This window comes from Nocardia sp. CA-290969, from assembly GCF_050936135.1.
Lineage (GTDB): Bacteria > Actinomycetota > Actinomycetes > Mycobacteriales > Mycobacteriaceae > Nocardia.
In genome coordinates this window covers 2,495,680-2,517,744 of sequence record NZ_JBNJNJ010000001.1, presented here as the reverse complement: position 1 = coordinate 2,517,744, position 22,065 = coordinate 2,495,680, and the positions used below count along the sequence as shown (strand labels likewise).

The following is a 22,065-nucleotide window of genomic DNA, read 5'->3' as shown; positions in this document are numbered from 1 at the left end:
GCGGCGGCCGGAGCGGCGGCGGTAGCGCGTCATGACAATCCTCTTGCGATGGTGAAGCGGCCGAGCAGGACCAGCAGCGCGTCGAAGACCAGCGCGATGATCACGATGAGAACGGTGCCGGTCAACGCCATCTCGAGGGCGTTCGCACCACCGAGCCGGGACAGACCGTTGAAGATCAGCGAGCCCAGCCCCGGCCCGAGCACATAGGCGACGATGGCGGCGACACCGACGATCATCTGCGTGGAAACCCGGATACCGGTGAGGATCACCGGCCAGGCGATGGGCAGTTCGACGGTGAACAGGATCCGCCAGCGCGAAAAGCCGATGCCCTGTGCCGATTCGATCACCGACGCCGGAACCGAGCGCAGGCCCACGATCGCGTTACCGATCACCGGTAGGGCCGCGAAGAAGGCCAGCATCAGGAACGACGGCACGACACCGAGCCCGAAGGGCACCAGCAGCAGCGCCAGCAGGGCCAGCGACGGAATCGTCAGGGCGACGCGGCTCGAGGTCAGCGACAGCGCCGACAGCAACGGCAGCCGGTAGACCGCGACGGCGATCAGGATGGCAACGACACTGCCGGCCAGCACGGTCTGGAACGCCAGCGACGCGTGCTGGTAGGTGAGGAACGCCAGGGTCTCCCCTCGTCCCTGGACGTAACTCCATATGTTCACGGGATTCCCATCGTCGACCGTGGACCGGCCGGTACCGGTCCGCGCGAGGTCACGGATGCGCGAGCCGCCAAGATTAGTCGATCTCGGCCGCCGGCGCCGGGTACGGCACGCGGCCGGCGCGCTCGACACACAGTCGGCCGGCCGGCGATTTCGAGCCGCGACCAGGCCGGGAACGGACGGCGCGGCGGATCGTTCCCCGTTGCGATCACAGTGAACACAAGTGCCGGGGAACTCGGTCTGTTCCGCCGGTCGGTGCAGCGCCGGTGCCGGACCTGCCAAGGGGTAACCCCCTCAGGCTCCGGGGATTACCGATTCACCGTGCGCATGGGTTTTCCGGAGTTCGGTTTTCAACACCTTCCCGCTGGGATTGCGTGGCAGTTCGGCGACCACCGCGATCTCCTTGGGACATTTGTATCCGGCGAGCCGAGTCCGGGCGAAGACCTCGACTCCCTCCGCCGTCGGCGGGTTCGCCGGATCCGCCGGGACGATCACCGCGAACGGCGCCTCACCCCAGGTGGGATGCGGCACGCCGATCAGTGCGACATCGGCGATCCCGGGATGCGCGGCGAGCACATTCTCCACCTCGGCGCAGTAGATGTTCTCTCCGCCGGAGATGATCATGTCCTTCTTACGGTCGACGACGTAGATATAGCCGTCCTCGTCCTGCTGGACCAGATCACCGGAGTGGAACCAGCCACCGGCGAACGCGGCCGCCGTTTCCGCCGGCTTGTTCCAGTACTCCTTCATCACCATCGGGCCCCGGTAGACGATCTCCCCGACCGCACCGGGCGCTACATCGTTCATCTCGTCGTCGACTATGCGCGCCTCCACATTGAGGATCGGTGTGCCCACCGAGCCGATCTTGCGGAGGGCGTCCTCACCGCGCAGGGTGCAGGTGACCGGGCTGCATTCGGTCTGCCCGAACGCCGTCGACACCGCGGCCTGCGGGAACGTCTCGATCATGGTGCGCAGCAGGGTCGTCGAGGCCGGTGCCGCGCCCCAGGAGATCTGCCGCAGCGCGGACAGATCGTACTGACCGATATCGGGCAGCGCGCAGATCGCCTGCCACTGCGCGGGCACGAAGAAACAACTGGAAACCCGTTCGCGCGCCAGCAGTTCCACCGAGGCGCGGGGATCGAATCCGCCGGAGGCGGTGATCACGAAGGTACCGCCGGGGAGCAGGCACATCAGATAACTCGACAATCCGGCGATGTGGAACAGCGGCGCGCCGTTGAGTGCCACCGGATCGACATCGCCGGAACTGCCCTGGTGCAGGCTGACGCTGAAAGCGTGCAGCAGCAGATTGGTATGCGTCAGTACCGCCCCCTTGGGACGCCCGGTCGTCCCCGAGGTGTACATGATGTACGCCGCCGAATTCTCGTCGACCGCGAACGCGGGGCATACCGGATCCGCCGCGGCCAGCGCCGTTTCGTAGTCGTCGCCGTGATCCCCGTTCGCGCCGGGTTCGGTGCCGATCACGAGGCAGGCCCGCAATCCCGGCGCGTGCGTGCGCGCGTCGGCCAGCACACCCGCGAACCGGGCGTCCACCACCGCCGCGACCGCACCGGAATCCGCCAGCAGATACGCGATCTCGGCGGCGGTCAGCCGGAAGTTGATCGGTACGCACAACGCGCCGAGCCGCATCGGCGCGAGGAACGCCTCCACGATCTCCATCGAGTTCAGGCCCAGCACGGCCACCCGGTCGCCCGCCTCGACGCCGCGCTCGCGCAACGCGTTCGCCAACCGGGAAACCCGCTCGTCCAACGAGCGGTAGTTACGCGATATTCCACCGAATCGCAGGGCCGGAGTCTCCGGGATCTTGCGAGCGTGGCGGGTGAGCTGATCGCCCGCACTCATTCCTCGGGACATCATTTCCGCAGCACCGGCCATAGCGCACTCCAGACTCGGGTCGATCGAATCCGAAGCCTACGCCCGGCCCCCGGCCCCTCGTAGCGTATTCGGCATTCTCGGCCGCCCGCGGCCGCTACCGTTTGTTCAGCTGGCCCGCATCCACCGGCACCACCGTGCCGGTGACATAGCGGGCATCGTCGGATACCAGCCAGGCGATGGCATTCGAGACATCCCGCGGTTCCACCAGATCCACCGGCATGGCATTCGACAACGCGCGGGCCAGTTCCGGGGCGCGCTCCATGATGGCCTGCAGATTGCCGTCTCCGGACATGGGTGTGCGCACGGCGGTCGGGGCGACGCTGTTCACCCGGATATTGTGCGGGGCAAGGAAGTTCGCCCACGAACGCATGAGCCCGATCACGCCGTGTTTGGCGGCGGTGTAACCGAGGAAACCGGCGGTCGGAATACCGACGCCGATCATGCCGCCGGTCGAACTGGTCAGCACGATCGATCCCCCGCGGCCGTGTTCGAGCATCGACGGGATCGCCACCCGGCCGGTGTTCCACACGCCCTTCAGGTTGACGCCGACGACCTCGTCCCATTCCCGGTCTTCGGCCGCGCCCGCACCGCCCGCGCCGATCCCGGCATTGGCGAGCACGATCTCGACCGGCCCGAGTTCGGCGACGCCCTCCTCGAACACCCGGCGCAGTTCGCTCACCTCGCGCACGTCCGCCTGGCGGGCGACGATACGCCGGCCCAGCTTCTCGACTTCGGCGACCGTCTGCGCCAGTTCCTCCTCGGTGCCCATCGGATACTGCACCGAATCCAGTTGGGCGCAGATATCGACCGCGATCACATCGGCGCCTTCCTCCGCCAGCCGGATCGCATGGCTGCGGCCCTGGCCGCGCGCGGCGCCGGTGATGAAAGCGACCTTGCCGTCGAGCTTTCCCATCGTTTCTCCTCGGAATGTGGCGGTGCGCCGGAGTCAGGCGCGCAGGGCGGCGTGGTCGACGGTGATCGGGACCGTTTCCCAGCCGCGCATGGTGGAGGTGGACGAGAGTTCGACCGCGTCCCAGTCGACCTCCCAGACGGGGAAGCGTTTCAGGAACTCCTCCAGCGCGACGCGCGCCTCGAGCCGGGCCAGGGCGGCGCCCAGGCAGAAGTGCGTGCCGAAACCGAAGGTCCGCAGGTTGCTGATCCGGCGGTGGATATCGAAGGTATCCGGATCGTTCCAGCGACCGGGATCGCGATTGGCGGAGGCGACCAGCAGCATCATGGCGCTCCCGGCGGGCACGGTGGTGCCGTGCAGGTCGATATCGGTGGTGACGTAGCGGGCGATGGCGTGACCGGTGGGTTCGAAGCGCAGGGTTTCCTCGATCGCGTTCGGGATCAGCCGCGGATCGTCGACCAGTTCGGCCCGCTGCTCGGGGTAGCGGGCCAGGAGCGTGCCCAGCCAGCCGAGCAGCCGCGCGGTGGTCTCGTTACCGGCGCCGGCCACCACCGAGATGTAGGTCAGGATCTCCTGGCGGGTGAGGGTCCGCGTCACGCCTTCGGTGTCCTCGAACTGGGCGTTCAGCAGTTCGGTCATCAGATCGTCGGAGGGGTGTTCGGCGCGCCAGTCGATGTATTCGGCGAAGGATTCGGCATGCGGGATCGCCTGGTCCGAGACCTGCATCTGCTGCCCCGGCTCGGTGCGCAGATTCGCGTCCGCCCGGTCGCGGACCCCCTGCTGATCGGATTCCGGGATCCCGAGCAGCATGCCGATCACCCGCATCGGCACCTCATTGGCGAACGCGGTCATGAGATCGAAGCTCCCGGCGCCGGCGAGACGGTCCAGCGATCGCGTGCACATCTCGCGGATCTGCGGTTCCAGCGAGAGCACCCGCCGCGGCGTGAACACCCGCGCGAGCAGCGCGCGGTGGATATCGTGCGCGGGCGGATCCTCCATCAGCAAGGTGCCCGGCGGGATCTCGATCCCCGCCTTGATGATCTCCAGGATCGGCCCGCGCGAGGAAGAGAAGGTCTGCCAGTCCAGGAGTGCGCGGTCGACGTCGTCGTAGCGGCTCAGGGCGTAGAAGTCGTGCTCGTCGTTGTAGTAGAGCGGCGCTTCCTCCCGCAACCTGCGGTAGACCGGGTAGGGGTCGCGGGCGATATCGCGGTCGAAGGGGTCCCAATAGACCTGATCTGCACGGCGCACGGGCGAACTCCTTCGATCGCTGCGGGGCGGCGCCGGGTTTCCACGACCGGAAGCGACACCGGAAGAATCCCACTTTCAAATTCCGGTAACGAGGTTATCAAGCGGGGGCCTACGCGGTGCCGGAATGCCGATAACACAGCACAGCGCCGAACGAGCCGGCCGGCCCGTTCGGCGCTGTGAGCAGGTGGTCTAGTTGCCCGGGCGCGGGACATCACCGCGCCACGCCCCGGTCTCGTGGCCGCGGGATTCGATGAACTCCTTGAAGCGCTCGAGATCACCCTTGACGCGGTGATCCAGGATCTTCAATTTGTCCGCCGCCTGTTCGACGAAGCCCTCCGGGTCGATATCCATCTGGGTGATGACCCGGGTGGTCGAATCGTCGATCCGGTGGAAGGTCACGACCCCGGCGTGCTTCGGACCGACCTCGGAGCGCCAGGCCACGCGTTCCTCGGGGTGCTGCTCGGTGATCGTGGCGTCGAACTCGCGGACCGACGGTCCGATCGACACCTTCCAATGGGTATGCGTGTCGTCGAGCTGGTCGACCCGCTCGACGCCCTCCATGAATTGCGGAAACGATTCGAACTGCGTCCACTGGTCGTAGGCGGTGCGAATCGGTACCGCGACCTCGGTCGAAGCGGTGACAGTGCTCATTCACTACCTCACTTGCTGTCACGCCCGGTCACGTGCCCGCATCGGTTTCGGCCGGCGACGCCCCGGGTTTGCGGTTTCGGTACATCCACCGCCTACCCGGGTGACCGCCGGACAAACAGCCGGCGCCGACAACGGCTCGTCGGAAGTCGAGGGCCTGGACAGAAATACTTTCGTTTCAAGTCGGCGTGTCGCTCGACCGTTCCGATCGCAATACCGGTGGGCCGGAATCGTCGCTGCTCGAGCGGTCGCGAGGAATTCGGCACGGCCGAGCGGGGCGAGGATGTTTTGCCCGACTTCGCCGGTAACGAATGCGTCACGTTACCATCGCCCCCCGTGACCGACACCATGGTGAGGGCGGACCTGACGCCCGCGGAGCAATCTCGGGCCCCGGGGCCCGCACGCGGACACTGGGCGAAGCCGGTGGCATTGGTCGCCGGCCTGCTCGCCACCCTGCTCGCCCTGGCGGTACCGCTGCTGCCGGTGCACGTGGACAAGACGACGCTCACCTGGCCGCAGCAGGGCTCCACCGACAGCATCGCCGCACCGCTGGTCTCGTACGCGCCGGTCACCTTCGACGCGACCGTCCCCGGCTCCGCGCTGCAACAGCTGGCCGAACGGGGTGGCCTGGCCGCGGCGACCATGCCCGCACAAGCACCCGATCTGGAGAAGTACGGATTCGTGGCGCGGGTCCAGCCCGCGGCGGACGGCTCGCCCGCCCGCCTCGAGGTGGTGCTGCGCAGCCAGTCGATGTTCAGTCTGCCGGTCGCCGAACTCGGCGACGCGACCCTCACCGTGCATTCCGACCGTTCGCTGACCACCGCGGAACTCACCGGAACCGCTGTCCAGCCGGTGGTCCTGCAGGGTGATTTCCGACCGCAACTCGTCGGCATCTTCAGCGATCTCGACGGCTCGGCGGGGACGACGGTGACCGCGGAGGTCGACAGCCGGTTCTCGGTGGTCCCGTCATTCGTCAAACGGGCGGCCGGCGTCCTGGCGGTACTGTGCGCGCTGGCCTCGCTGGTGGCATTGTTCCGGCTGGATCATTCCGCGGGCCGGCGGATCCGGTTCGCGGTACCGCAGCGGTGGCGCAGCGTCACCGGTGTCGACGCCGCGGTGCTCGGGACGCTGGTGGTCTGGCATTTCATCGGGTCCACGACATCGGACGACGGTTACCAGTTCGGCATGGCCCGCACCTCCCTGGCGTCCGGTTATATGTCCAACTATTTCCGGTTCTTCGGGGTCCCCGAGAACCCGGTGGGCACGCCGCCCTACGACGTGATCGCCCAGCTGACCGAAATCAGTATCGCCAGCCCGTGGGTGCGGTTGCCGACCCTGCTGGCCGGTTTCCTCGCGTGGCTGGCACTGAGCCGGGAGGTGATCCCCCGGCTGGGCGTCGTGCTACGGCGCGACCGGGTCGTCGTCTGGACCGGGGCGCTGGGATTCCTGGCGGTGTGGCTGCCCTACAACAACGGGTTGCGCCCGGAACCGGTGATCGCGGTCGCCGTATTGCTCACCTGGTGTTTCGTCGAACGTGCCATCGCGGCCAAACAGCTTCTGCCCTACGCGATCGCCATCCTGATCGCCGCGTTCAGCCTCACCGCCGCACCGTCGGGTGTGATCTGCTTCGCGCCCTTGGCCGCCGGGGCCCGGTCGGTGGTGCGGTTCGCCACCGATCGGGCCCGCCGGATGCCGGCGCCCGGCGAACGCTCGCGGGTCACCCGGATACTGGCCTACGGCGCACTGCTCGCCCCGCTGACCGCCGCCGGAACTCTGGTCCTGGTTTTCGCCTTCGGCGTCCAGCCGCTATCGGCGATGTTCGAGATGACCCGTGTGCACAACGAGGTGGGCCCCTCGATCCCGTGGTACGACGACTATGTCGCCTATCAGCGGTTGTTCACCCCTACGGCCGACGGTTCGATCGGGCGCCGGTTCGGGATGGTCGCCATGTGGCTGGGACTGCTGGTGTGCGCGTTCGTGATGTTGCGCAAGGGCGGCCGGATCCCGTTCGTCGCGCCGGGTCCGGCGAAACGGCTGCTGGGGATCACCTTCGGCGCGATGCTGCTGATGGCGACCGTTCCGACGAAGTTCACCCACCACAACGGCGTATTCGCCGGTCTGGCCGGGGCGGTCGCCGTCGTCACGGCCGTGGCGGTGGGACCGAAGGTGATGCGGGCGCCGCGCTACCGGGCCCTGTTCGCCGCCATCGTCGCGGTGGCGCTGGCGCAGATCTTCACCGGCGTCAACAAATGGTTCTACGCCTCCGATCACGGCATCCCGTGGTGGAACGAGGCGCCGTCCATCGGTGGCCTCGGCATGAGCCAGATCTTCCTGACGGTCGCGGTCCTGTGCCTGGTACTGGCGGCCTGGTGGCATCTGCGGGCGCCCGAACCGGGTATTCCGCACCGTGTTTCGCGCCGGGCCTGGCGGCTGGCGAAGATCCCGCCGCTGACGGTGGCGGCCGCCCTGATCGTGCTGTTCCAGGTGGGCTCGTTCGCCACCGCCGCCGCCACCCAGTACCCGGCCTTCTCCCTGGCGCGCTCCAATATCGACGCGGTCCGCGGTGAACCGTGCGGGATGGCCAACGATGTGCTGGTCGAAACCGATCCGAACGCCGCGATGCTGCCACCGCTGTCCGGCGACGCCGCGAGTACCTTCCGCGGCGACGGCACCGGTTTCGTACCGCACGGGGTCGCGAATGTGACCTCCGACGACGATCAGCCGAAGGACAAGGAGAGCAGTATCGCCGATGCCCTGGACGACGAGGGCTCCGACGGCAGTTCCCGGACACAGACCGGCGGGGCGCCGCTGCCCTTCGGGCTCTCCCCCGCCACGCCGGTGCTCGGCACCGCCGGACAGCAGGAGGCGGCCGAGTTGACCACCGGCTGGTACCGGCTGCCCGCGCCCGCGGAGCGGGACGGGATCATGGCTATCACCGCGGCCGGCCGTTTCCGGGCGATCACCCAGGACGGTTCGGTGATGCCGGGGCAGCCGGTGGATATCGAATACGGCACCGCGGAATCGGCGACCAGCGCCCGGCCACTCGGCGTGGCGATGCCCATCGATATCGGCCCGTCCCCGTCCTGGCGGAACCTGCGGATACCGCTGGACGAGATTCCCGCGCAGGCCGATGTGGTGCGCATCAAGGCCAGGGACCTGTCCGTCGACTCCCAGGAGTGGATGGCGCTCACGCCGCCACGTATCCCGCGGACCCGGACCGTCAACGAGCTGATCGGCTCGCAGCAACCGGTCCTGCTGGACTGGGCGGTGGGCCTGCAGTTCCCGTGCCAGCGGCCCTACGACCACAAGGACGGTATCGCCCAGCCGCCCGGCTGGCGCATCCTGCCCAACCGCCCGGCGTCGGCGACCACGTCGATGTGGCAGAGCCACGACGGTGGCGGCCCGCTCGGCTGGACCCGCCAGCTGCTGCGGTCGCAGACCCTGGCCACCTATCTGAAGGACGATTGGAGCCACGACTGGGGTCAGCTGCAGCGGCTCACCCCCCTCGACCCCGCGACACGGCCGGCCGTTCCGGCGGTCACCCAGGAAACGCACGGCGGCTTGTGGAGTCCCGGACCGATCAATGTCTCCTGGTGAACCGCGGTGCGCGAGCGGTTCCCGTGCGGCAGCGCTCGACGGCAGCGGGTTCCGGTGGGTTCAGTAGGCCCCGTCGCCCCGGAGAACAGCCCGCAACGTGCGCGCGATGATCCGCACATCGAGCAACATGGACCAATTCTCGACGTAGGAGATATCGAATTCCACGGACTCCTCCGGGGACAGGTCCGAACGCCCGCTCACCTGCCACAGCCCTGTGATACCGGGACGCACCAGTAATCGCCGGCGCATCACTCCGTCATAGGAGTGGACCTCGCGCCGCACCTGCGGGCGTGGCCCCACCACGCTCATATCCCGGGACAGCACATTGAAGAACTGAGGTAGCTCGTCGAGGCTGTATCGGCGCAGGAAACGGCCGACCGGGGTGACTCTGGGATCGTTCTTCAGTTTGAAGAACAGCGGGTTACCGCCGTGTGCGGTGATCAGCGCGGACGCTTCCCGGTCGGCCCGCACGTACATACTGCGGAATTTCACCATCCGGAATGGTTTGCCGTCCATGCCTATCCGCTCCGACAGATAGAAAACCGGTCCGGTACTGGTTGTTTTGACCGCTACGGCAATGGCCAGCAGCATCGGCGAGATCAGCACCAGGACCAGCGTGGAAAAGCAGATATCGAATACGGCCTTGCCCAGGGAGAGCGCCCGGTCGTATTGCGGCCGCTCGATATGCAGCATCGGCATACCGGCCAGTACCTGACTCGACATGCGGGTGCCGGAGATGTCCATGACTCCGGGCGCGACGATGAGGTCGGTGCCGAACGCATCGAGATCCCAGGCGAGCCTGCGGATATCGCGCGGACCCAGCCGATCGGTGGCCATCACCACGACGGTATCGGCGCCGATGCGGCGGACGGCGCTGCGTACGGAACGGTCGTCACCGACGATGGGGATATCGCGACGGCCGGCCCGCAGCGTGGCGGGTTCGGCGAGCGCGGCACCGGTCGGCGTGCACACCCCGACGACGTGATAGCCGTACATATCCTGTTCCGACAGGGCGGCGGCGATGGCCCGGGCCGCCTCGGGACCACCCACGACGAGCACGGAACGCCGGTACCGGCCCGACGCCCGGCGGCGGGCCGTATGACCCCGCCACAGCGCCCGGGTCACGACCAGTCCCGACAGGCCGGCCGGCAATGCGACCACCAGGTATCCCTGCGCGCTGTCGATCCGCAGGATCAGCGCCGCGATCGCGAGCGCGCCGAACAACTGGAGAGTGGCCGAAACGAGCCGCCGGTACTCGTCGCTACCGGCGCCCACGGTGTGCGGGGCACGGGAACCGTTCCACCCGAGCATGATCGACCACCCGGCCGCCACTGCGATCGTGAGGGCCACCGCCCGCAGATCGAACGCCGCGGCCGGTGCTTCGGCGGCGAGGGCAGCCAGGTGCGCGCCCAGCGCCGCCAGCGTGACCACGAGGGTGTCGGTACCGGCGAGCCGGCGGAGATGACCCGCGCGCCAGGAGTCCCGATCAGCGGGATTCGGCAGGTGCAGGTCGACGATGCCGCCGACTCCCCGGAGATCCAGAACCATGAAAATGTACTCGCTTGAACGTCGAACCCGCCGCGCTTCCGGTTCCCATCCATGACAACCGGAAGCACGCTGTTTTACAGGAAGCCCGGCCCCGATAATGTCGAGGCGCGCCGAGACCGGGCCGGCCTGTTGCGAAAGTATTGCCCCTGTCGCCGTCCGGCACAAGTGTGGAGAATGGGTTCGCGATAGCGAATTCACCGAACACGGTGTCGCGCAGTCGTGAAGCGCGGTTTCGGACGATGACAATCGTCGCCGCGCGGCCGATCGTTACGCGGTTTGCTGAAGATATGCCATTCTTCACTTCCGCGAGAATTTCACCCGCGACCGTGTCGCAGTTGCGCCGGATCGGTGCTAACTTTCCCGTCGATCGGCAAGAGAGAAGCCACTTCTCGGAGCTGCGGGGCGCCGCCGATATCCGTGACCGTTCGAGTGGAGCCCGAGTGCATTGTCGATTGTGTGATTCGTCCCGGCTGACCAGTGTCCTGGACCTGGGGGCGACACCACCTTGCGAGAGTTTCCTGTCCGAGGAGGCGTTAAACCTCCCGGAGATCACCTACCCCCTGCATCTGCGGCTGTGCGCGGACTGCCTGCTGCTGCAGATCCCGGCCCTGATCACCCCGGCCGAGACGTTCACCGAGTACGCGTATTTCTCCTCGTACTCCGACAGCTGGGTCCGGCACGCGCGGGATTTCGCCGCGTCCGCGATCGCGCGGTTCGGCCTGGACAGTGAGTCGTTCGTGGTGGAGGTCGCGAGCAACGACGGCTACCTGCTGCGCACGGTGGTCGAAGCCGGTGTCCCCTGCCTGGGCATCGAACCGGCGGAGAACGTGGGCGCGGCCGCCCGGGCGGCCGGGGTGCCCACCCTGACCGAATTCCTGGACGAGGCCACCGCGCGCCGCGTCCGCGCCGAACACGGCCCGGCCGACCTGGTCGTGGCGAACAACGTCTACGCCCATATCCCCGATCTGCGCGGTTTCACCCGCGCGCTGCGGGCCTTGGTCGCCGACGACGGCTGGCTCTCCCTCGAGGTGCACCATGCACTGAACCTCGTGCGGTACGGCCAGTTCGACACCGTCTACCACGAGCATTTCCAGTACTACACCCTCGCGTCGGCGCAGCGTGCGCTGGCGACGGCCGGTCTGGCGGTCGCCGATGTGGAGACCCTGCCCACGCACGGCGGCTCGCTGCGTATCTGGGCCCGGCCGACCGCCGCGGCCGAGCCCACGCCGCGCGTCGCGCAGCTGCTGGCCGCCGAGGCCGACGCCGGATTGCATACGGTGGACGGCTACCGGCCGCTGCGTGAGCGGGCCGAAGAGGTGCGCCGTGATCTGCTGCGTTTCCTGCTGGACCAGAAATCCGCGGGCAAACGCGTGGTCGGCTACGGGGCACCCGGTAAAGGCAATACGCTGCTGAACTACTGCGGCATCCGGCCCGACCTGCTCGAATACACGGTGGACCGCAACCCCTACAAGCACGGCCGCTACACCCCGGGCACCCGGATCCCCATCCATCCGCCCGAGCGGATCGCCGCCGACCGCCCGGATTTCGTCGTCGTCCTGCCCTGGAACCTGGCCGATGAGCTCGGCGAACAGTTGCGGTATATCGGTGAATGGGGTGGGCGGCTGGTGTTCCCGCTGCCCACCGTCGCGGTGGTGGCGCCGGGTCCGGTGGAGGTCGGCGCGCGGTGAAGGTCGTATTGTTCTGCGGCGGCTACGGGATGCGGATGCGCAGCGGGGAGGCCGACAGCCCGCCGAAACCGATGCAGATGGTGGGCCCGCGGCCGCTGATCTGGCATGTGATGCGGTACTACGCCCACTACGGGCACACCGAATTCATCCTCTGTCTGGGGTACGGGGCGCATCACATCAAGAACTTCTTCCTGACCTACCAGGAGACGATGTCCAACGATTTCGTCATCCGCGACGGGCAGGTCGAGTTGCTGCACTCCGATATCGCGGACTGGACGATCACCTTCGTCGACACCGGTCTCGAATCGGCGATCGGGGAACGCCTGCGCCGGGTGCGGCCGTACCTGGACGGTGACGAGGTGTTCCTGGCGAACTATTCCGACGTCCTCACCGACGCCCCGCTGAACCGGATGATCGAGCAGTTCACCGCGTCCGGTGCGGCCGCGTCGATGATGATCGTGCCGCCGCAGTCGTCGTTCCATTGCGTCGATGTCCTGCCCGGTGGCGAGGTCAAACAGATCACCCCGGTGAGCAAACTCCCGATCTGGGAGAACGGCGGCTATTTCGTGCTCACCCAGGAGATCTTCGAGCATCTGCCGGAGAACGGGGATCTGGTGGAAGACGTCTGCGGGGCGCTGGCCGCGATCGGCCGGCTGTACGGGTACCAGCACGACGGGTTCTGGAAACCGGCCGATACGTTCAAGGAACGCGCGGAACTCGACGCCGGCTACCACCGCGGCGAGCGTCCCTGGATGGTGTGGGAGCGAGCCGCCTCGTGATCACGCTCGTTCCCGCGCGACTCACCGAGATCGCGCTGCTCGGCGCGCACTGCGACGATATCGCCATCGGTATGGGCGCGACCCTGCTGACGCTGACCGGCCGGTATCCGGACCTGCGGGTCCGGGCGCTGGTGCTCACCGGCCGCGGCACCGAACGCGCGGCGGAAGAAGCCGCCGCGCTCGGCTCCTTCTGCGGCAGCGCCGATCTGGAGCTGACGGTGCTCGATTTCCCGGACGGGCGGGCGCCCGCCCATTGGGACCGGGTGAAGGACGCGCTCGCGGAGTTCCGCCGCGGTACCGAACCCGAGATCGTATTCGCCCCGCAGCGCGGTGACGCCCACCAGGATCATCGGCTGCTGGCGGAGCTGGCGCCCACGGAGTTCCGGGACCATTTGATACTCGGCTACGAAATCCTCAAATGGGAGACCGATACTCCGCGGCCGGCGGTATTGCATCCGGTGACGCCGGAGACCGTCCGGCACAAGGCCCGGATCCTCGCCGAATGCTATCCCTCGCAGGCGAACCGCGACTGGTTCGACGAGGAGGCGTTCCGGGGGCTGGCGCGCGTGCGCGGCGTCCAGTGCCGCGCAGCGTATGCCGAGGGATTCGACCTGATCAAAGCCGTACTCGAATTCGGAGAGGCATAACCATGCGAGTTCTGGTCACCGGCCATCAGGGCTATCTCGGCACCGTCATGGTGCCGGTCCTGCAGGCCCGCGGGCACGAGGTGACCGGCCTGGACACCGGGTTGTTCGCCGACTGTGTCCTGGGCCCGGTCCCGCAGGACCCGCCGACGATGACCGCCGACCTGCGGGACGTGTCGGCCGGTCAGCTCACCGGGTTCGACGCGGTGGTCCATCTGGCGGCACTGTCCAACGATCCGCTCGGTGCGCTGGTACCCGAGATCACCCACGACATCAACCATCGCGCATCGGTGCGGCTGGCGCGGATGGCCAAGGACGCCGGGGTCCGGCGGTTCCTGTACGCCTCGACCTGTTCGGTGTACGGCGCGGCCGGGGACGAACTGGTCGACGAGAACGCGCCGCTGCGGCCGATCACCCCGTACGCGGAGAGCAAGGTGCGGGTGGAGGACGATCTGGTCGCGCTCGCGGACGCCGATTTCGCGCCGGTGTTCCTGCGCAACGCGACCGCGTTCGGGTTCTCGCCGCGGCTGCGCGCCGATATCGTGCTGAACAATCTGGTCGGCCACGCCGTCCTGGACGGGGTGGTGAAGGTGCTCTCCGACGGCACGCCCTGGCGGCCGCTGGTGCACGCGGAGGATATCGCCGAGGCCTTCGCGGTCTGCCTGGAGGCACCGGTGGCGGCGATCGCCTGCCGCGCCTACAACATCGGAACCGAGGTCAACAATTGCACGGTCGCCGAGATCGCCCAGGCGGTGGCGGCGGTCGTACCGGGTTCGGAGGTGGTGATCACCGGGGAATCGGGTGCCGATCCCCGCTCCTACCGGGTCGACTTCGGTGCGGCCCGGCGCGAACTCGGGTACACGGCGCGCTGGACGGTGGCCGCGGGCGCGGCGCAGCTCCACACCGAGTACGTGGCCCACGGTCTGACCGCGGCGGATTTCGCGGAGCGGTTCGTCCGGCTGGCCCGGTTACGGCAGCTGGGCAGTGTGGGTGCGGTGGACGCCGGCCTGCGGCGGATCAGGACCGGTGTGTGAGATGCCCGGATTCGAGCAGTGCGCGCCAGCTGCCCGCCGCGCGGTCGCGGGCCGAAACCCGGGTGCATTCTTGCGGCCAGGCCAGGGCGAGATCGAGATCGTCGTAGGCGACGGCGAGATCCTCCGTGGGGTCGTGCGGCCGGTCGATGCGGTAGCACACGTCGGCGGTCTCGGTGAGCGCCTGGAAACCGTGCAGGAAGCCGGGCGGGACGTACAGGTGGCCGAAACTGTCGTCGTCCAGCAGAAATGCCTGGCTGTGCCCGAACGTGGGCGAGCCGGGACGGATATCGACGAGGATGTCGTGCACCGCCCCGTGAGCGCACCGCACCAGTTTGGCCTCCCCCCGGCCGGCTCGCCCGTGCATCCCGCGGATCACCCCGCGGGCCGAGCGCGACTGCGAATCCTGCACGAACGCGGCGGCCGCGCCCGCGCCGAAACGGGCCTCGAAGATCGCGGTGTCGAAGGTGCGGGTGAACAGGCCGCGGGCATCCCGGAACGGTTCGGGTACCAGCAGCACCACATCGGCGAGTTCCGTCTCTTCGATTCGCACCGGGAGATCGTGCCATGACCGGGCATCCGCTGCCGGCGCCGCCCGCCGCGGCCCGGCCGTCACGGCCCGAGCCTGCGGGATGCCGCGCCTGCCGCCGCCGCGAACCGGTGACGGTGCTGGACCTCGGGCCGATGCCCGCGGCCGACCATTTCCCGCTCGCCACCGAACCGTACGAGCCGGGCGAAACAGCGCATCCGCTGGCGATGGTGCTGTGCCGCGGCTGCGGCCTGGCGCAACTGGCGCACGACGATACGGTGACCGCCGAACCGCGCGGCGTCGAACCGCGTGCCCTGCGGGACCAGGCCGCCGACGCGGTGCGCCGGGTCGCGGCGGCCGGGTTGCTCCGGGGCACGACGGTGCGCGAGTTCACCAGCCCGCACGGTGGTAGCTGGCTGGAATTGCTCGCCGACCGCGGCTATCACCCGACCGGCGGCCCCGCGGACGTGGTGCTGGATTCGTTCGGGCTCATGCACGAACGCGACCAGGCCGCAGCGGTGGCCGGCCGGGCCGCGGCGACCGCACCGGCGGGTGTGCTGCTGATGCAATACCATTCGCTGCACACGATCGTGGCCACCGGCCAATGGAATGCGTTGCGGCACGGCCATTTCGCCTACTACACCCTCGAGGTGCTCCGAGCCATGCTGGCCGCGGTGGGCATGTCGGTCGTCACCGCCTGGGATTTCGGCCTGTACGGCGGCACGGTGCTGCTCGCAGCGGTGCACGGCCCGGCCGAGCCCGACGAGGCGGTGCACCGGATCCTCGCCCGCGAGGCCGGGATGCGCGATCCGGCGGCAGTGCGCGAATTACAGCACGCGGCGGACCGGCACACCGAGTACCTGCGCAGCACACTTCGGGAGGAGGCGGCTCGCGGCAGCCGGGTCTACGCTTACGGCGCGGCCTCCCGCGCGGTGGCGCTGTTCTGCCGGGCCCGGGTGCGGCGTGACCTGCTGCGGGCGGTCGCGGACGCGGCACCCGCCAAACAGGGTCGGCGGATGCCGGGTACGGATGTGCCGATCATCGCCCCGGCGGATCTGCTAGCGGCGCGGCCGGACCGGGTACTGCTCACCGTCCCCGACCTGTACGGCGAGGTCTGCGAGCGTTTCCCGGAACTGGCCGGGCGCTGGCTGGTCGACGATCCGGCCGGATATGCGCGGGAGCGGCCCATCCGGTAGCGCAGGGTGCCGCCGGGCATCGCCCGGTACGGCGCGACAACGGATCCGGCGCCTTCGCCGGATCCGCAGACGACGTGTATTCGATTAGCGGAATTCCGCATCATCCCATCGAAAGGAGGGGCAGTGGCCGCCGTGTCGGTTTGTGTCCCCGCCTACGAGGCCGCCCGGACGCTCGAGCAGACGCTGCGCTCGATCCTGAGTCAGGACGTGGACTTCGAACTGCTGGTCCTCGACAACGCCAGCACCGACCGGACCGGCGAGATCGCCGCCTCCTTCGACGATCCCCGGGTGCGGGTGGAACGTAACGAGACGACCCTGCCGATCGGCGACAACTGGAATCGCGCGATCACCCTGTCCACCGGCGACCTGGTGAAAGTGGTGTGCGCCGACGATATCCTGCTGCCGGGCGCACTGGCGGCGCAGCTCGAGGTGATGGCCGACCCGGCCTTCGCGATCAGCTCCAGCCGGTTCCAGGTGATCGACGAACAGGGCGCGCTGGTGGAAACCGGCCTCGGGCTCCCGGGCCTCGACGGTGTGCGCACCGCGCAGGCGCTGGCCCGCACCATCGTGCGGCGCGGCCCCGCCGATTTCGGGCCCACGGCGGCGGCGATGTTCCGGCGCGAGCATTTCGACCGGGTGGGCGGGCTGCGCGGCGATCTGGTGTTCCCGATGGATGTCGACCTGTTCGCGCGGGTCGGGCAGTTCGGGCTGTTCTTCGGGCTGCCGGAGGTCGCGGCCGCCTGGCGGGCGTCGAGTTTCAACCTGTGCGCACGCACGTCGACGATCAGCAAACTGAGCGAGACCCTGCGCTTCCATCACCGTCTGGCCCGGGACTGCCCGCGGCTGCTGTCACCGCTGGATGTGGCCGTCGGTGATCTGCGCCTGGCGCGTACGGCACTGCACCGGCTGCGGGTGCGGGCGGGCCGGTGGCGCGGCGGCCGGAACAGGGCGGGCGGATGATCACGACGGCCCCGCCCCGGATACATATGACCGGGTCGGAGTGGTTCGGCTCGGCACCCGGCGGGCTCAACCGCTATTTCACCGATTTGTTCGGCGCGCTGGCCGATCGTCCCGGAATCCGGGTTTCGGCCGCGGCGTTCGGCGATCCGCCGCCCGGCGGGGTGTCGTGGGGTCCGGTCGGCGGATCCACCTGGCGCCGGGCGCGCACCGCCTTCCGGGAGGAACTGCCCGATCACGGAGCGGTGATCCTGGACCGGCATTTCACGCTGTACGGCCCGCCCGCACGCGGGCCACGGGCCCGGCGGCGGCTGGTGGTGCATTTCCACGGTCCGTGGGCGGCGGAGAGCCGGTGGGCGGGCGGCGGCGCGCTCGCGGCGCGGGTGAAGTACACACTGGAACGGCTGCGCGCCCGGCCCGCCGACCGGTTCGTGGTGCTCTCCGAACACTTCCGCGACCTGCTGGTCCACGATTACCGCGTCTCGCCGGACGCGGTGTCGGTGATCGCGCCGGGCGTCGATCTCGACCGTTTCACCGCCACTCCCCCGCCGGCGCGGGACGCGCCGGTCGTGCTGTGCGTGCGGCGGCTCGAACACCGCATGGGTATCGATGTGCTGCTGCGTGCCTGGCCCGCCGTCCGCGCGGCCCATCCGCGGGCCCGGCTGGTACTCGTCGGCACCGGTACGGCCGAGACCGCCCTACGCCGCCAGGCCGAACCCTTCGGCGCGAGTGTGCATTTCGCGGGATCGGTGACCGATACCGGACTCACCGGCTGGTACGCCCGGTCGGCGCTGACCGTGGTGCCGTCGGTGGCGCTGGAGGGATTCGGCCTCATCGCACTCGAATCGCTGGCGGCCGGGCGGGCCCCGGTGGTGACCCGCTGCGGCGGGCTCCCCGATTCGGTGCGCGGGCTCGATCCGTCCCTGATCGTGCCCGCCGCCGACCCGGACGCACTCGCCGCCCGGCTGGTGGCCGCTCTCGACGGTGAAATCCCGGGATCGGACCGCTGCCGCGCGCATGCCGAAACCTTCTCCTGGTCGGCGGCCGCCGAACGCCATATCGCGCTCTACCGGGAGCTGGCCGGATGATCCGCGCCGTTTTCCTCGCCCATACCGCCGCCCCGTCCGGCGCCGAACTGGCGACCCTGCGGTTGCTGTCCGCGCTGCGGGCCGAGGGCGTGGTGGATGCCTCGATGCTGCTCACCGCGGACGGCCCGCTGGTGGACCGGCTGCGCACCCGCGCGATCCCGGTCACCGTATGCCCCGGCGATTTCGACAGCCGATCGCTCACCCGCGCCGGTTCCGGGCCGCTGCGCCTGCTCACCGGCGCCGTGGCATTGATCCGGCTCGGTACCCGGCTCGGCACGACCGTCCGGGCGCACGGCGCGCACGTCCTCGTCGCGCAGAGCACCAAGGCTCTGCTGATGGGTGCGGTGGCGGCGCGGCGCGCGGGGATCCCGCTGGTGTGGCAGGTGCACGACCGGGTCAGCGCGGAATACTTCGGCAGCCCGCTCGCTGTCGCGCTGCGGTTGCTCGGCCGGCTCACGGCGCAGGGCTTAATCGCCAACAGCCGGTCGACGCTGCACACACTGTCCACCACCGGCCGGGCGGCAGTGGTCGCGTATCCGGGAGTGGAAGCCGGTCCGGATCTCGCGCGGGCACCACAGCGCGATTCCTCCCAGGTGCGGATCGTCATGGTCGGACGCCTGACTCCGTGGAAGGGCCAGGACGTCCTGCTGCGCGCCCTCGCCCGGATGCGCCATCGGCCCGCCGCCGTCCACCTGGTGGGCGGAACCTTCTTCGGCGAACAGGATTACCGCGCCGAACTCGAACGCACCGCCACCGAACTGGGCCTACCGGTCGAATTCACCGGCCACGCCGACGATCCCGCCCCGTATTTCGCACAGGCCGATATCGCCGTGCACTGCTCGGTCCTTGCCGAACCGTTCGGGCAGGTCGTGGTCGAAGCCATGGGCGCCGGCTGCGCGGTGGTGGCGGCCGGTGCGGGCGGGCCCACCGAGATCATCCGGCCGGAACTGGACGGCCTGCTGACCCCGCCGGGCGACCCCGGCGCGCTGGCCGCCGCGCTGGACCGGCTCGTCGCCGATCCCGTCCTCCGCACGCGGCTGGGCACCGCCGCCCGCGACCGCGCCCGCGATTTCACGATCACCGCCACCGCCCGGGCCGTCACCGGTCTGCTGGAACAGGTCACCGCGCGCAAGGCGGTGGCGCCGCGATGAATCTGTCCGGGCAGAACACCATCCCGATCCGGATGGTGGCCCGCCACTATCCGGTCCCGCTGGACGGTTTGCGGACCCCCGACTACGACCTGCCGACCGAGATCATCCCGGCCTTCGCCGACTGGCCGACCGAGAAACTGCCGGTCGTCACCGCGGTCGCGGCCGAGCCGCCGGCCGCGCGGTCCCGGGTGCGCGAACTGGCGACGGTCGTCCGCGATATCGCCTACGTCAGTTTCGGCAAGTACGGCCAGTATCTGGTGACCGTGGCCACGCTTCCGCTCATTGCGCGCCTGCTCGGCGCCGCCGGGATGGGTCTGCTGGCCATCGGGATGTCGGCCTATTTTCTCGGTTCGCTGATCGTGGACCTGGGCATCACCTCCTACCTCGCGGCGCGGGTGCAGGAGTCGGGCCTGGACCGCGCCGTGGTCAACCACACCCGCGGCACCTATCTGGCGATTCGCGGCGGCATCCTGGGCGTACTCGGCGCCGCGCTGGCCGCGGCGGCCGCCGCGGGCGCCCCCGACTACCTGACGATGGTGCTGCTCGGACTGTTCGTCGGCGGATTCTGGTCGCTGTCGGAGGATTGGGTGCTGATCGGGCAGGGCCGTTTCGGCGCCTCCACGCTGTACCAGTCGATTGCCCGCGTCGGCTACCTGGGGCTGTTGCTCACGCTGCTGCCACGTTTCCCGACCGCGGCGATGGCCCTGCTGTGCCTGCTGGCCTCCTCGGTGATCAGTCTGGCGCTCACCTGGTGGGACACCTGGCGGGAATTCGGCGCGCCCGGCCCGCCGCGCGGCGCGTGGAAACTGATCCGCGCCGCGCTGCCGGTGGTGACCGGCCGGTTACTGGTCACCAGTTACGGCCAGGGGTCGGCCGCGGTGTACGGCGCCGTACTCAACGCGGTCTCGCTCGGCCTGTACTCGGCGTCGGACCGGCTGGTGCGGGCCGTGCAATCGCTGCTCGACCCGATCGGCTTCGCGCTGCTGCCCCGGATGGCGAAACGCGCCGGTGAACAGAGTTTCTGGCCGTCCGCGTTGCGCTCGCTGGCGGTGTGCGTCGCGCTGGCGGGTGTGGCCGCCGCGGCCCTGTGGGTGGCGGCGCCGCTGGTGATCCCGCTGGTGTTCGGTGACGAATTCGCCGGCGCGGTGGGGGTGCTGCGCCTGGAGGCGCTGATCCTGCCGGCCACGACGGTGACCTCCTTCGTCACCACGGCGGTGCTCCCGGTACGCCAGGACACCCTCGGGGTACTGATCGGCTCGGCCGTCGGCACCGCGGTCGCGGCCGTGGCGCTGCTGATCACGATGCGCACGCATTCGGTATGGACATTGGCCGGCGGCATCGTGGCCGCCGAATTCGCTGTCGCGATCTGGTATCTCGCGCGGATGCGGGGGCTCATCGCCCGGGAACGCACAGGACTTACCGGGCGCGAACACGCGCCCGGCGCGGTACCGCCCGCCACAGCGGGTGAAAGAGGAACACGATGAAAATTCTGTTCGTCGGCGACGACTGGCTCGGCAGCAATGCCCGCTCGCTCGCCGAGGGTTTCCGCCGGCTCGGGCACGAGGTCATGGTGGTCGACTCCACGCCGGTGACCCTGCCGCCGCGGCTGTCCCCGTCGTGGCTGTACGCGAAAACCGGTGCGCAGCGGGCGCCCTGGACCGTCGACCGGATCCACACCCGGCTGGAGCGGGCCGCCGCGGAACTGCGCCCGGACCTGGTGTTCGGGTTCAAATCGGTGTATCTGGACCAGTCCCGGCTGCTGGAGATCCCGGCCGCGCTGCATGTGCACTACAGCCCCGACGATGTATCGAATCCGGCCAACACCACACCGGACTATCTGGCGCACGAACCGGAATGGGACCTGGTGGTGACGACCAAACGACACAATTTGCCCGAACTGGCCGACCGCGGCGTCCGGCGGACCCTGTTCGTCCGCAGCGCCTACGACCCGGCCTGGCATCATGTCGCGGCCCGGCGCAGCACCCGCCGGTTCCTGGTCGGATTCATCGGCGCCTGCCGGCCCGATCGCCGCCCCGGGATGGTGTCGCTGGCTCGTACCTACGGGGCGCAACTGCTGGTGTGCGGGCCCGGCTGGCGGCGGGTGCGGCAGCTGCGCACCACCCGCGCTGCGGTCACCGGCCCCGTGTACGGCGAGGATTTCGCGATCACCGTCGCCTCGGTGACGGCCAATCTGGTGCTGCTCAACTCCGGCAACCGCGATACGCACACCTGCCGCACTTTCGAGGTGCCCGCCGCGGGCGGCCTGTTCGTCGGCGAGCGCACCGACGAACACGCCGAACTGCTCGACGACGGCACCGAGGCGTTCCTGTTCTCCAGCCGCGACGAACTCGACGAGATCCTGGACCGCTGCGCGCAGTACCCGGACCAGGCCGTGAAAACCGCCGAGGCCGGGCACCGGCGGATCGTGGAGGGCGGTCACACCTATACCGACCGGGCGAGGGAGATCCTGCGTGCACTCGGGTGAAC

The 22,065-nt window shown here is 69.2% G+C and carries 18 protein-coding genes; 11 read left to right on the top strand and 7 right to left on the bottom strand.

What is annotated here, in order from left to right:
- Positions 1-29: 29 nt before the first annotated feature.
- From ACQEVO_RS11730 to ACQEVO_RS11710, 5 genes are all read right to left on the bottom strand, one after another.
- A complete protein-coding gene (locus ACQEVO_RS11730) occupies positions 30-674 on the bottom strand; it encodes an ABC transporter permease (protein WP_432912097.1) in 645 nt (214 codons plus the stop codon).
- Between the two features lie 291 nt (positions 675-965).
- Positions 966-2,543 (bottom strand): long-chain-fatty-acid--CoA ligase, encoded by a 1,578-nt coding sequence (locus ACQEVO_RS11725; protein WP_432922597.1) that lies wholly within the window; start codon positions 2,541-2,543, stop codon positions 966-968.
- 115 nt (positions 2,544-2,658) lie between these two features.
- The gene (locus ACQEVO_RS11720; RefSeq protein ID WP_432912095.1) at positions 2,659-3,477 is read right to left on the bottom strand and encodes a mycofactocin-coupled SDR family oxidoreductase; all 819 of its coding nucleotides are present in this window, start codon (positions 3,475-3,477) and stop codon (positions 2,659-2,661) included.
- Positions 3,478-3,510: 33 nt separating this feature from the next.
- Positions 3,511-4,722, bottom strand: a complete 1,212-nt coding sequence (locus tag ACQEVO_RS11715; protein WP_432912093.1) for a cytochrome P450 — start codon at positions 4,720-4,722, stop codon at positions 3,511-3,513.
- 189 nt (positions 4,723-4,911) lie between these two features.
- Positions 4,912-5,373: an SRPBCC family protein gene (locus tag ACQEVO_RS11710; protein ID WP_432912091.1), complete on the bottom strand. Its 462-nt coding sequence runs from the start codon at positions 5,371-5,373 to the stop codon at positions 4,912-4,914.
- 345 nt (positions 5,374-5,718) lie between these two features.
- Here ACQEVO_RS11710 and ACQEVO_RS11705 point away from each other — a divergent pair, with 345 nt between their 5' ends.
- Entirely contained in the window at positions 5,719-8,967 is a 3,249-nt protein-coding gene (locus ACQEVO_RS11705; protein WP_432922594.1) for an arabinosyltransferase domain-containing protein, read from the top strand.
- A 60-nt stretch (positions 8,968-9,027) separates the two neighbouring features.
- Here ACQEVO_RS11705 and ACQEVO_RS11700 read toward each other — a convergent pair whose 3' ends face one another.
- Positions 9,028-10,515 (bottom strand): sugar transferase, encoded by a 1,488-nt coding sequence (locus tag ACQEVO_RS11700; RefSeq protein ID WP_432912089.1) that lies wholly within the window; start codon positions 10,513-10,515, stop codon positions 9,028-9,030.
- A 440-nt stretch (positions 10,516-10,955) separates the two neighbouring features.
- Between ACQEVO_RS11700 and ACQEVO_RS11695 the strand changes: the two genes are divergently transcribed.
- Genes ACQEVO_RS11695 through ACQEVO_RS11680 form a run of 4 tightly spaced genes read left to right on the top strand, consistent with a single transcriptional unit; the run spans position 10,956 to position 14,660 of the window.
- Positions 10,956-12,203 (top strand): class I SAM-dependent methyltransferase, encoded by a 1,248-nt coding sequence (locus ACQEVO_RS11695; RefSeq protein ID WP_432912087.1) that lies wholly within the window; start codon positions 10,956-10,958, stop codon positions 12,201-12,203.
- A complete protein-coding gene (locus tag ACQEVO_RS11690; RefSeq protein WP_432912085.1) occupies positions 12,200-12,982 on the top strand; it encodes a glucose-1-phosphate cytidylyltransferase in 783 nt (260 codons plus the stop codon). Before ACQEVO_RS11695 ends, ACQEVO_RS11690 begins: the two co-directional genes overlap by 4 nt.
- Positions 12,979-13,629 (top strand): PIG-L deacetylase family protein, encoded by a 651-nt coding sequence (locus ACQEVO_RS11685; protein ID WP_432912083.1) that lies wholly within the window; start codon positions 12,979-12,981, stop codon positions 13,627-13,629. Before ACQEVO_RS11690 ends, ACQEVO_RS11685 begins: the two co-directional genes overlap by 4 nt.
- Positions 13,630-13,631: 2 nt before the next feature.
- Positions 13,632-14,660: an NAD-dependent epimerase/dehydratase family protein gene (locus ACQEVO_RS11680; RefSeq protein WP_432912081.1), complete on the top strand. Its 1,029-nt coding sequence runs from the start codon at positions 13,632-13,634 to the stop codon at positions 14,658-14,660.
- Here the strand turns inward: ACQEVO_RS11680 and ACQEVO_RS11675 are convergent.
- Positions 14,644-15,210 carry a dTDP-4-dehydrorhamnose 3,5-epimerase family protein gene (locus tag ACQEVO_RS11675; protein WP_432912078.1) on the bottom strand — a complete coding sequence of 189 codons (567 nt, stop codon included), beginning with the start codon at positions 15,208-15,210 and terminating at the stop codon, positions 14,644-14,646. The two genes, ACQEVO_RS11680 and ACQEVO_RS11675, sit on opposite strands and share 17 nt — an antisense overlap.
- A 14-nt stretch (positions 15,211-15,224) precedes the next feature.
- On the opposite strand from ACQEVO_RS11675, the gene ACQEVO_RS11670 reads away from it, so the two are divergent.
- The 6 genes from ACQEVO_RS11670 (at position 15,225) to ACQEVO_RS11645 (ending at position 22,063) form a co-directional block, all read left to right on the top strand.
- Positions 15,225-16,382, top strand: a complete 1,158-nt coding sequence (locus ACQEVO_RS11670) for a class I SAM-dependent methyltransferase (RefSeq protein ID WP_432912075.1) — start codon at positions 15,225-15,227, stop codon at positions 16,380-16,382.
- A gap of 123 nt (positions 16,383-16,505) precedes the next feature.
- Positions 16,506-17,342, top strand: a complete 837-nt coding sequence (locus ACQEVO_RS11665) for a glycosyltransferase family 2 protein (RefSeq protein WP_432912072.1) — start codon at positions 16,506-16,508, stop codon at positions 17,340-17,342.
- Between the two features lie 26 nt (positions 17,343-17,368).
- Positions 17,369-18,427, top strand: a complete 1,059-nt coding sequence (locus ACQEVO_RS11660; protein WP_432912069.1) for a glycosyltransferase family 4 protein — start codon at positions 17,369-17,371, stop codon at positions 18,425-18,427.
- The gene (locus tag ACQEVO_RS11655) at positions 18,424-19,578 is read left to right on the top strand and encodes a glycosyltransferase family 4 protein (protein WP_432912066.1); all 1,155 of its coding nucleotides are present in this window, start codon (positions 18,424-18,426) and stop codon (positions 19,576-19,578) included. Before ACQEVO_RS11660 ends, ACQEVO_RS11655 begins: the two co-directional genes overlap by 4 nt.
- The gene (locus ACQEVO_RS11650) at positions 19,575-21,062 is read left to right on the top strand and encodes a lipopolysaccharide biosynthesis protein (RefSeq protein WP_432912064.1); all 1,488 of its coding nucleotides are present in this window, start codon (positions 19,575-19,577) and stop codon (positions 21,060-21,062) included. The genes ACQEVO_RS11655 and ACQEVO_RS11650 overlap by 4 nt, the downstream gene beginning before the upstream one ends.
- Positions 21,059-22,063 (top strand): CgeB family protein, encoded by a 1,005-nt coding sequence (locus ACQEVO_RS11645; protein WP_432912063.1) that lies wholly within the window; start codon positions 21,059-21,061, stop codon positions 22,061-22,063. The genes ACQEVO_RS11650 and ACQEVO_RS11645 overlap by 4 nt, the downstream gene beginning before the upstream one ends.
- Positions 22,064-22,065: the final 2 nt, after the last annotated feature.

Excerpts from the sequence above, each read along its gene's own strand:
- ACQEVO_RS11725 (WP_432922597.1), bottom strand. The coding sequence starts at position 2,543 with ATGTCCCGAGGAATGAGTGCGGGCGATCAGCTCACCCGCCACGCTCGC.
- ACQEVO_RS11720 (WP_432912095.1), bottom strand. The coding sequence starts at position 3,477 with ATGGGAAAGCTCGACGGCAAGGTCGCTTTCATCACCGGCGCCGCGCGC.
- ACQEVO_RS11710 (WP_432912091.1), bottom strand. The coding sequence starts at position 5,373 with ATGAGCACTGTCACCGCTTCGACCGAGGTCGCGGTACCGATTCGCACC.
- ACQEVO_RS11705 (WP_432922594.1), top strand. The coding sequence starts at position 5,719 with ATGGTGAGGGCGGACCTGACGCCCGCGGAGCAATCTCGGGCCCCGGGG.
- ACQEVO_RS11700 (WP_432912089.1), bottom strand. The coding sequence starts at position 10,515 with ATGGTTCTGGATCTCCGGGGAGTCGGCGGCATCGTCGACCTGCACCTG.
- ACQEVO_RS11680 (WP_432912081.1), top strand. The coding sequence starts at position 13,632 with ATGCGAGTTCTGGTCACCGGCCATCAGGGCTATCTCGGCACCGTCATG.
- ACQEVO_RS11670 (WP_432912075.1), top strand. The coding sequence starts at position 15,225 with ATGACCGGGCATCCGCTGCCGGCGCCGCCCGCCGCGGCCCGGCCGTCA.
- ACQEVO_RS11660 (WP_432912069.1), top strand. The coding sequence starts at position 17,369 with ATGACCGGGTCGGAGTGGTTCGGCTCGGCACCCGGCGGGCTCAACCGC.
- ACQEVO_RS11655 (WP_432912066.1), top strand. The coding sequence starts at position 18,424 with ATGATCCGCGCCGTTTTCCTCGCCCATACCGCCGCCCCGTCCGGCGCC.
- ACQEVO_RS11650 (WP_432912064.1), top strand. The coding sequence starts at position 19,575 with ATGAATCTGTCCGGGCAGAACACCATCCCGATCCGGATGGTGGCCCGC.
- ACQEVO_RS11645 (WP_432912063.1), top strand. The coding sequence starts at position 21,059 with ATGAAAATTCTGTTCGTCGGCGACGACTGGCTCGGCAGCAATGCCCGC.